This window comes from Amycolatopsis coloradensis, assembly GCF_001953865.1.
Classification (GTDB): domain Bacteria; phylum Actinomycetota; class Actinomycetes; order Mycobacteriales; family Pseudonocardiaceae; genus Amycolatopsis; species Amycolatopsis coloradensis.
In genome coordinates this window covers 93,153-108,052 of sequence record NZ_MQUQ01000005.1, presented here as the reverse complement: position 1 = coordinate 108,052, position 14,900 = coordinate 93,153, and the positions used below count along the sequence as shown (strand labels likewise).

The 14,900-nt window shown below is 68.5% G+C and carries 12 protein-coding genes; 2 read left to right on the top strand and 10 right to left on the bottom strand.

The window, feature by feature from the left end:
- Positions 1–260 precede the first annotated feature (260 nt).
- The 8 genes from BS329_RS10025 to BS329_RS09990 form a co-directional block, all read right to left on the bottom strand.
- On the bottom strand, positions 261–3,050 hold the full coding sequence (locus tag BS329_RS10025) for an AfsR/SARP family transcriptional regulator (RefSeq protein ID WP_076158491.1): 2,790 nt from the start codon (positions 3,048–3,050) through the stop codon (positions 261–263).
- Between the two features lie 593 nt (positions 3,051–3,643).
- On the bottom strand, positions 3,644–4,543 hold the full coding sequence (gene thpD / locus BS329_RS10020) for an ectoine hydroxylase (RefSeq protein WP_076158489.1): 900 nt from the start codon (positions 4,541–4,543) through the stop codon (positions 3,644–3,646).
- Between the two features lie 22 nt (positions 4,544–4,565).
- On the bottom strand, positions 4,566–4,955 hold the full coding sequence (locus BS329_RS10015; protein ID WP_007033454.1) for an ectoine synthase: 390 nt from the start codon (positions 4,953–4,955) through the stop codon (positions 4,566–4,568).
- Positions 4,956–4,989: 34 nt separating this feature from the next.
- Positions 4,990–6,240 (bottom strand): diaminobutyrate--2-oxoglutarate transaminase, encoded by a 1,251-nt coding sequence (gene ectB, locus BS329_RS10010; protein ID WP_076158486.1) that lies wholly within the window; start codon positions 6,238–6,240, stop codon positions 4,990–4,992.
- Positions 6,241–6,278: 38 nt separating this feature from the next.
- Positions 6,279–6,770 carry a diaminobutyrate acetyltransferase gene (ectA, locus tag BS329_RS10005; protein WP_076158484.1) on the bottom strand — a complete coding sequence of 164 codons (492 nt, stop codon included), beginning with the start codon at positions 6,768–6,770 and terminating at the stop codon, positions 6,279–6,281.
- Positions 6,771–6,985: 215 nt separating this feature from the next.
- Positions 6,986–9,955 (bottom strand): patatin-like protein, encoded by a 2,970-nt coding sequence (locus BS329_RS10000; RefSeq protein ID WP_076158481.1) that lies wholly within the window; start codon positions 9,953–9,955, stop codon positions 6,986–6,988.
- Between the two features lie 183 nt (positions 9,956–10,138).
- Complete coding sequence (locus BS329_RS09995; protein ID WP_076158479.1) at positions 10,139–11,383, bottom strand: DUF445 domain-containing protein; 1,245 nt, start codon at positions 11,381–11,383, stop codon at positions 10,139–10,141.
- Positions 11,384–11,389: 6 nt separating this feature from the next.
- Positions 11,390–12,172, bottom strand: a complete 783-nt coding sequence (locus BS329_RS09990) for an Abi-alpha family protein (protein ID WP_076160100.1) — start codon at positions 12,170–12,172, stop codon at positions 11,390–11,392.
- A gap of 80 nt (positions 12,173–12,252) precedes the next feature.
- Here BS329_RS09990 and BS329_RS09985 point away from each other — a divergent pair, with 80 nt between their 5' ends.
- Entirely contained in the window at positions 12,253–13,104 is an 852-nt protein-coding gene (locus BS329_RS09985; protein WP_143252964.1) for a maleylpyruvate isomerase family mycothiol-dependent enzyme, read from the top strand.
- Here the strand turns inward: BS329_RS09985 and BS329_RS09980 are convergent.
- Positions 13,085–13,483, bottom strand: a complete 399-nt coding sequence (locus BS329_RS09980; protein ID WP_076158477.1) for a pyridoxamine 5'-phosphate oxidase family protein — start codon at positions 13,481–13,483, stop codon at positions 13,085–13,087. The genes BS329_RS09985 and BS329_RS09980 overlap by 20 nt on opposite strands.
- 82 nt (positions 13,484–13,565) lie before the next feature.
- Between BS329_RS09980 and BS329_RS09975 the strand changes: the two genes are divergently transcribed.
- A complete protein-coding gene (locus tag BS329_RS09975) occupies positions 13,566–14,492 on the top strand; it encodes an AraC family transcriptional regulator (RefSeq protein ID WP_076158474.1) in 927 nt (308 codons plus the stop codon).
- A 6-nt stretch (positions 14,493–14,498) separates the two neighbouring features.
- On the opposite strand, the gene BS329_RS09970 is transcribed toward BS329_RS09975, so the two are convergent.
- Entirely contained in the window at positions 14,499–14,864 is a 366-nt protein-coding gene (locus BS329_RS09970; protein ID WP_076158472.1) for a LapA family protein, read from the bottom strand.
- Between the last annotated feature and the right edge of the window lie 36 nt (positions 14,865–14,900).

The following is a 14,900-nucleotide window of genomic DNA, read 5'->3' as shown; positions in this document are numbered from 1 at the left end:
GGTTGCGGTACTTGCACACGCAACGACCGCAACCAGAGGACGAAACGCGGAAAGCCGCCTGGCGGCCGGCCGGTATCGCCCCCAACCTCCACCGGCCGGACCGCCACGAGCCGCTCCTGGCGACTCTTCAGGCGGCCCCGGAAAGGGAACCGCCCGAGCGCCGATCGCTACCGCTTGCCCCTCCCCTAGGGCTCGATCGACACTGAACGGGACCCTACGCGCGCGAGAGGCGAGGCCACTAAGAATCCGCTAAGGATCACTCACGGACTTCCACCGAGGTCCGTGAGTTCCGCACGGACCAGCCCGGCGAGCTTGGGATTGGCGTCGGAAAGGATCTTCAGCGCGAGCGCGAATTGCTCGCGGGCACCGTCCACATCCGACCCGGCACGCAGCACCCTGCCCAATGTCAGCCGCAGCACGCCCTCCTGGAGGACGAACCGCCTGCTGATCGTCAGGTCCACGGCCTCCCAGACGTAGCGCTCGGCGGCGGCGAGTTCACCGATCCGCATGCTCAGTTCGGCCAGGTTGTTCAGCGAGACGACGACGTAGCTTTCGTCGCCGAGGGTCCGGTCGATCTCCAGCGAGGCGACCTGGTGCCCGATCGCCTCGATGAACCGCCCGGCCCGCTTTTCCGCCTCGGCGCAGTTGTTGAGCGCCTGCCCGCGTAGTTGGAGGTCGCCGGTCCGCTCGGTCTCCTCGACCGCCTGCTTCAAGGTCGTGATGGCCTCGTCGTACCGTCTCAGCAGGGTCAGCGCGGAGCCCAGGTGGATGTTCGCCGAGACCATCAGCCGCTCGTCGCCGATCGCGCTCGCGAGTTCCAGCGCGCGTTCGGCGTCGGCGAGACATCCCTGTGGCAGCTCGAAAGTGAGCGCGATGGCGCAACGCGAGATCAGCATCCAGCACCGGCCGAGGACGTCACCGGACCGCTCGGCGGCCTCCAGTCCGATCTCGACCAGGCGGGTCCATTCGTCCAGCAGCGGGTACACCGCGCGATAGGTGTGCGCGACCCTCGCCAGCCGCCAGACGTCGTCGTGGCGCCCGCCGGCGCGGGCGGCTTCGAGGACTTCGACCAGGTTTTCCCATTCCGCGGCGAACCAGTCCTGCGCTTCGGCGAAGGAGTTGATCGGCGGTGTCTGCGCGTCGGTGAGCACAGCGGTGAAGTCGAGGGGGTCGACGATGCGCAGCATCTTCCGCCGGGCCCGGTCGGCGACGGCCTGGTAGTACCGCACCGAGCGCGAGAGGACGTCTTCCCGGGCGGCCTCGTCGAGTTCGTTCTCCGCCAGCTCACGCAGGAACAGGCGGACGAGGTCGTGCGGGACGAAGGTGTCGCGACCGGTTTCGGCGAGCAGGTTGTGCGCGGCGAGCACCCGCAGATGCCGCCGCGCCTCGGCGACGGTGATGCCGCCGATCGCGGCCGTCAGATGGGAACCGGCCGACACGCACTGGACCACGCCGAGCCGCAGGAAGGTGTTCGCGACGTCGGCGGGCAGCCCGCGGAACGAGACGTCGAACGCCGCGCGGACGCCGTCGTCCGGTCCCTCGACGTCGAGGGCGGCCAGCCTGGTCCGTTCGTTGCCGAGTTCGTCGACCAGGTCCTGCGCGGACCACTGCGCGCTGGCGGCGAGCCGGGCGCCCGCGATCCGCAGCGCGAGCGGGAGGTAACCGCAGAGCCGGGCGAGCGCGTGGTTGAGGTCGAATCCGGCGGGCCCGGCGAGTTCCTCGATCAGCCGGACGGCGTCCCCGGGTGAAAGCGTGCCGAGGACCCGCAGTTTGGCGGCGTTGGACACGGCGAGCCCGTCGAGCCTGGAGCGGCTGGTCACCAGGGTCATCGACCGCGACCCTGGCGGCAGCAGTGGCCGCACCTGCTCGGCGGAGCGGGCGTTGTCGAGGATCACCAGCATCCGGCGCCCGGCGATCATCGAGCGGTAGAGGGCGATGCGTTCGTGGACCCGCTCGGGGATCCCGTCGGCGGGGACGCCGAGCCCGAGCAGGAACTGGGTGAGCAGGTCGGCGGGTTCCAGCGGCGGGTGATGCGGGTCGAAACCCCGCAGCGAGGCGAAAAGGATGCCGTCGGGAAAGCGGCGTGAGGCGCGGTGCGCCCACCACACCACCAGGCTGCTCTTGCCGATCCCGGCGGTCCCGGTGACCACGCCGACCGCGGTCTCGCCCGCCTCGGCCCGCTCGGCGAGCCCGTCGAGCCAGGCGAGATCGGCCTCGCGCCCGGCGAGGTTCGGCACCGCGGGCGGCAGCTGCTGGACAGGCGGCGCCTCGGGCTTCTGTTCCGCGACGACCTTGACCGGCAGGTCGTCGTTCAGGACGCGTTCGTGCAGCCAGCGCAGATCCGCGCCGGGTTCGACGCCGAGGGTGCGCAGGGTCGCCCGGGACACCGTGCGGTAGAGCTCGAGCGCGTCGCCGCGGCGCCCGGCGTGGTAGAGCGCCCGCATCAGCTGGCCCGCAGTGCGCTCGGAAAGGGGCTTGGCCCGGACCAGCGGGCTGAGTTCGACGATCAGTTCGGCGTGCCTGCCGAGTTCGAGGTCCGCGTCGACCCGGGCGCCGTGGACGGCGAGCCGCAGATCCTCCAGTTCGGGGGCGCGGACCGAACTCGGCACACCGGCGAGCGTGGGGCCCTGCCAGAGCGCGAGGGCCTCGGCGAGCAGTTCGGAAGCCTTGTCCGGATCTTCGGCGGACGCCTGCTCCAGCGACGCCCTGGCCCGGTGGACGTCGATCCGGCCGGGTTCGACGGTGAGCTGGTAGCCGGGTGGCGCGGTGAGGATCCGGGCGCCGCGCGGATGGTCGCCCTGGATGTCCCGGAGCACGCGGCGAAGATGGGAGACGTTGCCGTGGACGATCGTGCGGGCGGTGGCAGGCGGGTCGTGGCCCCAGAGCGCGTCGATGATCTCGTCGAGCGCGACGACCTTGTTGACGTTCAAGGCCAGCAGCGCGAGCAGGCCGCGGACGCCGGGACCGCCGACGGGGACCGGCCGTTCGCCGTCGAGGAGCCGGACGGGACCGAGGAGTTGGAAACGAGCAGGGGAACCGCTTTCGCCCATGACGAACCCCCCTCCCCCGATCTCTCCCCTTACCGGAGTAGCCAACCTACCGCGCGAAGACGCCGCCAACCAGAAAACGCGGGGGAAGAGAGATATATCGGGGCGAAAACGACCAGCGGCGGGACCGATGTCGCCAATGCCGCATTGGGGACATCGAGCGGGAATTCCCGCCCCAGGACGGCGGCCGTGTGGATCTCGGGGCGCTGGATGATCCGAAATCCAGCCGGTCCCACGCCTCTCACCCTGAGTGGCACCTCACGCGCTCACCAGGCACGTCGGGCGGCCAGCGGTGACGGGTCGTGAGTACCTCGCCGGTCACGCCCGGCGAAAGAAAAAGGCTCCGTGCCATCAGTCCCGATCTGATGGCACGGAGCCGGGGGATGTCCGATTTGGGCCGCCTGGGGGCGCGACCCACACCGGACATCGGCGTCCACGTCCGTCCGGGTGGGCTCACCCCGAGCGAAGAACCCGTTCGTCCGTCGACAACACCAACGTGTGCGAGCCCACTGGTCCGCTCACGTAGACGACAACGTAACAGGGCGCGCATCGATGACTACAGGCGCCCTGTCATGGCCTTCGCGACCTGCGATTCGTCAGCGCGTCAGGGGTGTCGAGTCGCGGCCCGCGATGAACGCCGGGCGCGGTTCGATCGCGGCGAACGGCTCCCGCAGCGCGTTCTCGACGCTGTTGAACACGACGAAGATGTTCGAGCGCGGGTACGGCGTGATGTTGTTCGACGAACCGTGCATCACATTCGAATCGAACCAGAGCGCCGAACCGGCCTGTCCGGTGAATTGATCGATTCCGTATTCGGCGGCGAGTTCGGTGATGTCATCCTCGCCGGGAACACCGACTCGCTGCTCTTTCAGTGAACTCTTGTAGTTGTTCTCGGGGGTTTCCCCGGCGCATTGGACGAAGGTCCGCTGCGAACCGGGCATCACCATCAGCCCGCCGTTGAACGGGTAGTTGTCGGTGAGCGCGATGGAACAGCTGACCGCGCGCGGCGCGGGCATGCCGTCTTCGGCGTGCCAGGTCTCGAAGTCCGAGTGCCAGTAGAAACCGGTGCCCTTGAAGCCGGGCATGTAGTTCACGCGGCTCTGGTGGATGTAGACCTCGGAGCCGAGGATCTGCCGGGCCCGGTCGAGCACCCGGGGGTCGCGGACGAGTTCCGCGATCAGCTCGCTGGTCTCGTGGACGTCGAAGATGGAGCGGACCTCACCGGTCTTGGCCTCAGTGATGACCCGCTCGTCGTCGCGGTGGTCGCCCGACGACAGGCGGACGAGTTCCTGCCAGTACGTCTGGACCTCGCCAGGCGACAGCAACTGGTCGACGACGGTGTAACCACGGGCCTCGTGGTTGGCGAGCGTTGCCGCGTCGATGGGACCGTCGGCCTCACCGCCCCAGACGGTGGGGTGCGTCCTGGGCAGGTGTTCGGGCTTACCCGTGATGCGGGTCGGGTAGCTGTCGTCGACGCGGGTGTCGGTCAGCGTCACTGCAGTCGCCTCCTCGAGCGATTTAGGGTTCCGTGACGAGCGGGTACACGCCGTTTTCGTCGTGGACCTCGCGGCCGGTGATGGGCGGGTTGAACACGCAAACGCATTTGATCTCGGTCTTGGGCCGGACCTGGTGCTTGTCGTGGTCGTTCAGCAGGTACAACGTGCCCGGCTTCAGCTGGAAGACCTCACCTGTCGCGGTGTTCTCCAGCTCGCCTTCACCTGAGGTGATGAAGACCGCCTCGATGTGGTTCGCGTACCAGAAGTCGTTGACCGTCCCGGCGTAAAGCGTGGTCTCGTGCACCGAGAAGCCGACGCCCTCCTTGGCCAGCACGATGCGTTTGCTGCGCCAGTTCGGGGTCTTGATGTCGGCGTCGGTGTCGGTGACCTCGTCGAGTGTTCTGACAAGCAACGGAAAACTCCTTCTCGTTCTTGGTTGAGGGCGGTCAGTTCAGGACGGCGGCGATGGACTCGTCGATGATCGACAGGCCCTTCGTGAGTTCCTCGTCGGTCAGCGTCAGCGGTGGCAGCAGCTTCATGACCTCGCCGTCGGGGCCGGAGGTCTCCATCAGCAGCCCGCGCTCGAAAGCGGCGGCGCAGACCTTGCCCGCGAGGTCGCCGTCGGCGAACTCGAGACCACGGGCCAGCCCGCGGCCCTTCGCGAGCAGGTTCGCTTCCGGATACGCCTCGACGATGCCTTCGAACGCGGCGGCGATGCGCTCGCCCTTGGCCTTGGTCGACTTCTCCAGCTCGTCATCGCTCCAGTAAACGCGCAGCGCCTCGGTCGCGGTGACGAACGCCGGGCTGATGCCGCGGAAGGTGCCGTTGTGCTCACCCGGCTCCCAGACGTCGAGTTCCGGGCGGATCAGCGTCAGCGCCATCGGGATGCCGTAGCCGCCGATGGACTTCGACAGGCAGACGATGTCGGGTTTGATGCCCGCGTCCTCGAAGCTGAAGAACGGGCCGGTGCGGCCGCAGCCCATCTGGACGTCGTCGAGGATCAGCAGGATGCCGTGCTTCTTGCACAGGTCGTCCAGCGCCTTGAGCCATTCGACGCGCGCGGCGTTGATGCCGCCTTCGCCCTGCACGCCTTCGACGATGACGGCGGCGGGCTCGTTCAGGCCGCTGCCGGAGTCTTCGAGCAGCTTCTCGAAGTAGAGGAAGTCGGGGATGGAGCCGTCGAAGTAGTTGTCGTACGGCATCGGGGTGGCGTGCACCAGCGGGACACCGGCGCCGCCGCGCTTCATCGAGTTGCCGGTCACCGAAAGGGCGCCCAGCGTCATCCCGTGGAAGGCGTTGGTGAAGTTGATGACGGATTCCTTGCCGGTCACCTTGCGCGCGAGCTTCAGCGCGGCCTCGACCGCGTTCGCGCCACCGGGACCGGGGAAAACGACCTTGTAGTCGAGTTCGCGCGGCGCGAGGATCTTCTCCTTGAACGTCTCCAGGAAGTCCCGCTTGGCCACGGTGAACATGTCGAGCGCGTGCGTGACGCCGTCACGGGCGATGTAGTCGATCAGGGCCCGCTTGATCGCCGGGTTGTTGTGCCCGTAGTTGAGCGCACCGGCGCCGGCGAAGAAGTCGAGGTAGGCCTTGCCGTCTTCGTCGTACAGGTAGCTCCCCTGCGCCCTGTCGAACACCACGGGCCAGCCACGGCTGTAACTGCGTACTTCGGATTCGAGTTCCTCGAAAATGCTCATCACGTTTTCTTTCTCCCTGAGATCCCCGGCTTTACGTTCTACTGGCTGCTGAGCGGACCGATTCGATACAGGTCCTCTTGCTCATGCGTTCCGTCCTCGGCCGGAAAATCCGTCGCGGAGAACAGATCCTGCCGTTCCAAGGTGGTGTTCCACCGCTTGGCGAACGAGGCGAACAACCGGATCGAAGCCTCGTTGTCCGGGGTGATCGTCGTTTCGAGGTACCGCACGCCGTGGGCGGCAAGACGGCTGAACAGCTCGTCGAGCAGTGCCCCGGCCAGGCCTTTTCCGCGCTGGGACGCGTCGACCGCGACCTGCCAGACGAAGCCGGTGTCCTGCTTCCGATACCCGATCACGAAACCGACCGGAGTGCCGTCGACTTTCGCTACGACGGAGGTGTCCGCGAAATCGCGGCACCACAGCATATAGGCGTAGGCCGAGTTGAGATCAAGCTTCTTCGAATCGCGGGCGATTCGCCAGAGCTCGGCACCGTCTGCCTTGGTCGGGTATTCGATCAAGTGCTTTCCGGACATGTCCAAGAAACGTACCGGAGGATTCGGGCGCGGTCAGATCCGCGCGGCGGCGGCAACGCGGCTACCTGCAACAACCCTGAAACACACGTGACAAAGGTAACGGTAACGTTTGAAGCGCAGCACTTGTGGGTAAGGCCGCCTCGCTGCGGTCTCACCGCTTGTGACGATACCAACCGTCACCACTCGGTCGCAGGCTCAGGGCACAATTCGGCGGTTCAGCGGCGCCGTCGCCGCCGGAATACGGAACCGAGCGGCGTCCAGACGGCGGGCAGCAGAATCAGCAGGCAGACGATCAGCCACCAGACCGGGGCCTCACCGCGCCGCCAGCCCGCGACGACGTCGCCGAGCCAGCCGAACAGCGGGTCGCGGACCGGTGGCAGGAACGCGGCGAACAGCAGTCCCGCCCCCGCCAGCACGCCCAGCACCGTGAGCATCATCCGCCACGTCTTGCGCAACGTCATCAGGCTGACCACCAGGAACACGATGGCGCCCGCGGCGACCGGGACACCCACCCATTGGAGCACCGGCCCGCCCTGTCCACCGAGGACGAACCCGGCAAGCACGGTGATCAGCGCGGCGAGCACGTTCCACGGGGACGGCAGGGTGGCCGCGCCACGCGTGATCCACCACGCGCTGCGGCCGGCGGCCTTGGCGAAGGTCGCGGCGGGCTGGACCGACTTCGGCACCCGCGTCGCCCCCGCGGCCGCGTTGATCCCGGCGGCGCCCGCCTTGACCAGCGTCTTCGTCAGCAGCATCGTCCCGCGCTCGTGTTCGAACCGCTCGCCGGAGACCTGGCACGCCTGGAACGCGCGCTGGGCCTGCTCGTCGGTCTCCGGCTCGTTCTCGATCAGTTTCCGGAACCGCTCCGACGGTTTCCCGTTCCCCTTGGCCGTTTTCGCGTCGTGTCCGCAATGGAGCCCGACGCACGGCAGTTCCTCGCGCGCGATCTCCAGTTGCCGGACCCTGGCGAGCACCATCGCCGTCACCGGCATGCTGATCGGCAAGGCGGATTCGCCTTCCACGTCGCCGAGTTCGCCGTCGAGACCGAGGAAAGCCAGCTCTCCGGCCAGTTGCGCGCACAACGCCTCGGCTTCCGCCTGGGACAGCCCGTCTTCGGTGCCCGGCCGCCGCCAGCCGATCTTCTTGAACGCGTCCCGGACCTGTGCGCGGAAGGCTTCGCGCCCGACGACGTCACGCAGCAGCCGCAGGCGTTTCGGGTCGAGCAGGCACTGGAACAGCCAGCCCGCGCCGTCGACCCGGCCCCACATCCAGTCGTTCGCGCGCCACGACGCCTTGTAGAACGCGCCGAAGTAGTCGGCCTGCATGCCGGTGAGCTTGTCCCACGAGCGGCGCCGTCTCATGTCCAGCAGCGTCCGCGAATCCGCGCTGACCTGGACGAGGTCGACCCGCTGGTCGACCGACGGCGGTTGCGCGAGCAGGCCGCGGGTCGCGATGTGCAGGCGCACCAGACGCGAGGTGACGATCGGATCCCCGGCGCTCTCGTCATCGGAGGTGAGCCCTGTCCACGCCAGCAGCGTGTTGACCGTGTCGGCCGCTTCGGTGTCGGGTTTCGCCTGTGCCAGCGGCAAAAGGATCGGCGTCGCCTGCCGGAGCGCGGCGACCACCATCGGCCACGCCTCCTTCAGCGCGTCCGGCCGGCCGAGGGCCGCCCATTCCTTGGCGAGGCCTTCGATCCAGGCGGCCAGCGTGACGCCGGCCGGCGGCGGGTCCTGTTCGGCGACCCAGCCCGCGAGCCGGCGTCCTCGCGCGGACTTGTGGCGCGCCTCGTGCAGCAGCACCCGGCAACGGTTGAGCTGTACCGCCTGCTCCGGTGCCGGATCGAGCCGGAAACCCGCGTTCACCAGCTGGAGACCGGTGGCCACCGAATCGTCGAGCGCGGTGGTGCGGAACGCGACCAGGCTCTCGATCTCGCAGGTGTCCGCGGGCGGTTCGCTCGGCAGGCCTTCGCGCAGCCCCGACGACGCCGTCGCACGCAACTGCGCGGCCGTCCCGGACGCCCATTGACGGCCCGGGTCCTCCACATCGGACAGTGAAAGCCTGCGGGTCGCTTCGCGCACCAGCGCGGTGGCGTCCTCCTGCACCCGCCGATCGCGGTAGTCGTTCATCAGCCGTTGGTCGACGAGTGTTCCCGGCCCGCCGCGAACCCCCATCGCGGCAAGGGAAACCCGGGTTCCCCTGGTGCGGACCACGGCGTCGTTGTGCCGGTTCAGATCTTCGAGTTCGGCGCTGATCGTCTGGCTCAGCACGGTGCCGACGACCTTGCTCATCGCACTGCCCAGCAGCGGCGGCCGCTCCGGATCGACCTCGACGCGCTCGGCTTCGCGTTCCGCCGTCGGCACCACGTACAGCAGCAGCCGCCGGACGTCCGAATGCGACCGCCGTTCGAAGATCTCCCGCAGCGCCGGGCGCAACGGCTTGTTCAGCAGCACGCCGCCGTCGGTCAGCCAATGCGACCGCGTGACGTCGGTGTACCGGGTCATGTCCGGATGCAGCGGCCCGGTCTTCTCGCCGATCGGCATCCGGGACAGTTCGAACGCGCCGGGGAACGACGCCGTGGAGCGGGCCGCGAGCGCGAGCGGTCCCACGACGTCGTCAGTCCATAAAGGACCGTCGAAGCGGAACAGCAGGCGATGTTCGGTGTCCCGCACCAGGTTTCCCAGCGCGTCGTCGAACCTGGTCGTCTCGCCGTCGATCATCGTTCCGGTGAGCAGCACGGTGATGTCGGGACAATCCGGTTTCACCGTCGCCTTGTCGGTGATCCGGTGCAGCGCGTCCTTGAGGTCCGCCAGCAGCACCTTGTCGCCGTTCAACAGCGACCTCGGCCCCTGCTCGCCGGGGTCGCGGATCAGGTTGTCGAGCGATCCCGTGCTGATCCACGTGTCGCGCAGCACCTGCGGGCTCGACCGGAACGCCTCGGCCAGCCCGAGACACGCCGCGTTGATGCCGCCCGCGCTCGTGCCGGTGAGCACGTCGAGCGAGACGGTGGCGTGGAGCAGATCGAGCAGGGTCCGGTACGGCCCTTCGGCTTCCGGTGTTCTCGACGCCCGCAGCAGATGCGAGGTCTCGGTGGCGACCCCGCCCATCCAGACCGCGAGGCTCGCCCCGCCCACCATGGTCATCGCCAGCCGGATCTCCTGCGGCCACGGGCTCCCCGTGTCGGCCATGTACGCCCTCCCCAAGGCTTTGTGCACCGTGCACCTTAGACCGGACGGGCGAACCGGTGTACCACCGTTAGTGCCGAAATTCGTTCACCCGTAAGGGCGGCGCCCCCGCGTTTCGTCCTCTTGTTGCGGTAGTTGCCCGCGCAAGGACCGCAACCAGAGGACGAAACGCGGGACGAGAGGGGGTCAGGCCGCGAAGTGTTCCAGGAGGAGGACTTGCGCCTCACCGACGGCGAAGCCGAGGGCGGCGCCGGTCGCGATCAGGAGCCATTCGTCCTGCTGGAACGCAGGCCGCAGCAGGCCTTCGAACTCGCGCGGAGACAGTTCCTTCATCTTCGTCACCAGCACGTTCCGGATGTCCATCGCGTCGTTCGCGTAGTCCTCGACGTACCGCATCGTCTCCGGTAGTTTGTCCATGATCTTCTCGGCGATGTTCAGCTTCATGTCCTGGTACCGCCTGCTGCCGACGGCGAACACCACCAGCGGTTTCCCGACGCCGACGCGGCGGCCGAGCTGTTCGTCGAGCTGACGTTGGATGAGCCCGAGCACCCGGTCCGACAGCGGCCCGTGCAGCACCGCCTCGATCACGTTGTGCGGCGTGATGATCTCCTGCGCGATCAGCGCGCCATACGCCTCCGCGACCTCGCCGCGCCGCTTCAGGAACAGACCCTGCCAGCGCACACCGAAGTACCGGCGCTCTTCGATCGGGTAGAAGATCATCCGCAGCGCGAGCCAGTCGGTGAACCAGCCGGTGAAAAGCCCGAACAGCGGCATGATCAGCGGGACCTTGAACAGCATCCACGCGATCATCTGGATCACGCCGATCAGCCCGCCGAAGAAGATGCCGGAGCGGGCGATGAACTTGAACTCCTTGTCGCCCGCCTCCTGGAAAATCCGGTTCAGCAGCCGTTTGTCCTTGACCAGGGCGGTGACCACCATGCCCTTGAGGTCGAACACACTGTCCACATCGGACTTGATCAGCTCCAGCACGGCCGCGACCATCTTCGGCGACTCGGCCTGGACGCGCTGGATCACCAGCCGCTGCATGCCCACCGGCAGCGATTCCCACAAGCCCGGCTGGTAGTGACCGGCGACGTCGCGCACGATGTCTTCGACGGCGGCCTGGAGCGGTTTCTCGATCTCACGCGCGATTCTCCGCGGATCGAGCCTGGCGACGACCTCCGCGGGTTTGATCAGCTGCTCGGTCATCGTGTCGCAGGCGATGCTCGCCATCCGCGCGGCGCGTTTGGGCACGATGCCCTGCCAGCCGAGGAACGGTCGTATGCCGACGAACTCGACCGGCTGGAACATCATCCGGATCGCGACGAGTTTGGTGGTGTAGCCGATCAGGGCGGCGACGATCGGGATGGAGACGTAAATCGGCCAGTGCCTGCCGAAGTCGGCGAGGATCCCGTCGAGGAACGCACCCATGCCGGGTCAACCGGCGCTCGGGTCGCAGGCCTGCCAGAACTGGGCGCCGAGGCGGGAAATGTGGACGGTGCGCTTCACGAACTTGGCCCGCTTGACCGACTTCTCCGCCTCACGGACGGTCTCGTCGGTCAGCAAGATCTCGTACTGCGTCTCCAGCGACGGCACTTCTTCGTCCAGCTCGACCAGGCCGAGCCCGATCAGCCTGGTGAGGTAGCCGGGCACCTGGTCGGGCAGCGACACCCCGGCCGCCTTGCCGACGGTGGAGGCGTTGCGCAGCGCGAACCGCCCGGCACCGCCGAGGTTGGTCCGCTCGGCGACGTCGACGGCGGGGAACGGCGAGCCGTCGGAAAGCGCGGAGAGGATGCGGGCCTCGTCCGGCGTAAGCTGCCGCAGGATGATCGCGTAGAGGTACTCGCGCGCCCGCTCGCGACCGAAGCCGATCGAGTGGTTGAGCAATTCGGCCATCGCCGCGCGAAGCGGTTCGAGCTGGGCGCGCGTGTGCACGAGGGTGATGCTCGCTTCGACCGGACGCGAACCGTCGGCGCCGGGCCGGTTCATGGCGGACGCGGCGGTGAGCGCGGCGTGATACGGGTCGTCGACCTCGTCGAGGCGGCGGCGCAGCTCCGAAAGCAGCTGCCGCTCCCCCTGTTTGACGACCTGTTCCGCGATGTCGACGCCGGGAAGTTTGCGGGTGAATCCGATTCCCGTGCGGGCGGCCCAGCCCGCCAGCCGTCCCGCGCGTCTGGCGAAAGCGGCCAGGTCGTCACCGGCGGGTCGTTCGTTGCTCACGGGCACTCCCCTCACGTTCGCGCCGATGCTACCTGCGAGTAGGCCGAACGGCCGAAATTGTGATCGAGGAAGGTGTTTGGATGGTCACCATGAGCTTCTCGCGCTGGGGTCCGCCGCTCGACGTCCTCCCGCTGTTCGCGCGGGAGGAGCAGGCCTTGCTCGACGTCCTCACCGGTCTCGACGCGGAGCGGTGGGCCGCGCCGACGGTGTGCACGGGCTGGACGGTGCACGATCTCGCCGCCCACATCCTGGGCGACAAGCTCGGCAGGCTGTCCCGCGACCGCGACGGCTACCGGACGACGGCGCCCCGCGAGGGTGAACGCTTCGGGGAGTTCCTCGACCGGATCAACGACGAATGGGTGATCGCGTGCCGCCGGCTGTCCCCCGAAGTGCTGTTCGCGATGCTGGTCGACAGCACCTCGCAGCTCGCCGAGATGTGGGGCCGCGCCGACCTCGACGCCCCCGGCGAGCCGGTGAGCTGGGCCGGGGACGAACCGGCGCCGGTCTGGCTCGACGTCGCCCGCGAGTACACCGAGTTCTGGGTTCACCAGCAACAGATCCGCGAAGCCGTCGGCGCGCGGACGCTGGACGGCTCCGAGTTCCGCGGTCCGGTGGTGGACACCTTCATGCGGGCCTTGCCGCACACCCTGCGTGACGTCGACGCGCGGACCGGCAGGCAGGTCGTCTACACCGTCACCGGTCAGGGTGGCGGGAAATGGACGGCTCAGCGGATCGCCGGTGGCTGGGAGATGGACCGCGTCGCGCCGACGTCACGCTCGCCGCTGGCCTCGGTGACCACCGACGCCGACACGTTCTGGCGACTGTGCACCCGGAACCCGGCGGACCGGGACCGGGTCAGCGTCAAGGGTGACGAAAACGTCTGCGCCGCCGTGCTCGGGATGACGTCGATCATCACATCGAGTAGCGACTGACCTTCTCGGGGTGGATGACGAGCCGGAGGAGATCCAGCTCCTGGATCTCCGCGAGCTCGCCGGCGTGAGCCGGGTCGTCGAGGTCCCAGTAGCGGGCGCCGAGGCGGGCGGCCAGCTCGTGCGCGCCATCGGGCTCCACCGAGACGCGCCCGGCGACCGAGACCCAGCGCTCGCGTTCGCCGACGGGCGCGGCCACGATGATCGAGGCACGGGGATCGCCGTCCAGCCGCCGCACCTTGGGCGAGTCCCGGGGCGTGAACAGCTGGATCGTGCCTTCGCCGGTGGCTTCGAACCACACCGGCCGGACCGGCCCGTCGGCCACGGTCAGGAAGCCGTGCAACGGGTGGCGAAGGAATTCGACGTCTTCACTGGTCAGCATGGGCTCGATTCAACACCGCCGGATCGGACGTGCCCATAGGTGAAGCACTGGATCGCCTGTGTATTCGTCTAACCTCGGCCGGATGGACGTGTTCAGTGACCTGATCCGCGGCGTGCGGGCGCACGGCTCGTTGTTCGGCAGTTCGACCCTGTCCCCGCCCTGGTCGCTGCACTTCGTGGACGGCGCGCCGCTGACCCTGTGCGCCGTGCTCACCGGGGCGGGCTGGATCGTGCCTGAGGGCGCTCCGCCCGAACCGCTTCGCGCGGGCGAGACGATCATCGTGCGCGGCCCCGCGACGTTCACCTTCGTGGACGAGGTCGGCACCCGGGCGGAGCCGATCGCGTGCGGCGAACACCGCGCCACCCCCGGACAAGGCGGGACCAGGCACCGGCTCGGCTGGGCCGACGACCCGACCGGCGGCGAGACGACCTTGATCGTCGGCGCGTACCCGGTCCGCGGTGAGCTCAGCCGTCCGCTGCTGGACGCGCTGCCCGTCGTCGTCCGGGTGGACGCCGGCGGCGCGGGCGACCCCGTGCTGGACCACCTCGCCGCCGAGGTCGCCGTCGACGCGCCCGGTCAGCAGGTGGTCCTCGACCGGTTGCTGGACTGGATGCTGGTCTGCTCACTGCGCGAATGGTTCGACCGGCCCGGCGGTGCGCCCCCGGCGTGGTGGGCCGCCCAGCGGGATCCGGTGGTCGGCGACGCGCTGCGCCTGCTGCACGCCGAACCGGCGGCGCCGTGGACGGTCAGCAAGCTGGCCGGGCGCACCGGGGTGTCGCGTTCGACGCTGGCCAAGCGGTTCGCCGACCTGGTCGGTGAACCGCCGCTGACCTACCTCACCCGCTGGCGGATGACCCTCGCGGCGGATCTCTTGGCCGATCGGGAGTCCTCGACGATCTCGGACATCGCCCGCACCGTCGGCTACTCCGACCCGTTCGGCTTCAGCGCGGCGTTCAAACGGGTCCGCGGGGTCAATCCGAGCGAGTTCCGGCGAGCCGCCGCTCCCTGACGGGGTTCAGCGTTGCAGGTGGCGGGATTTCTTGGCCTGCTGGCGCAACTGCAGGATCCGGGCGCCGCCGACGAGCGCGACCAGCGCGCCGCCGGCGATCACGGAGAACAGCATCGCGACGGCCAGCGGCATACTGCCGGACATGCCGAGGAAGTGCACGGTGGCGGTGTCCTGATTCTGCAGGATGAACACGAGCAGGAACACCAGCACGATCAACGCCACGATCACGGCGACCCAGGTCCCGCTCACCCGCGTGCGCTTGAGCTTCGGAACGGCCTCGAACTTGCCGCTGTGGCGCGCGCCACCGGCGGTCTCGGGCGGCTTGGCAGGCTCGAGCGGAATCTCGGCGGCACTCTCCTGCGGCTGAGTCATGCACGATAGTGTCCGCCGAAGTGGGCTTGATCGCGC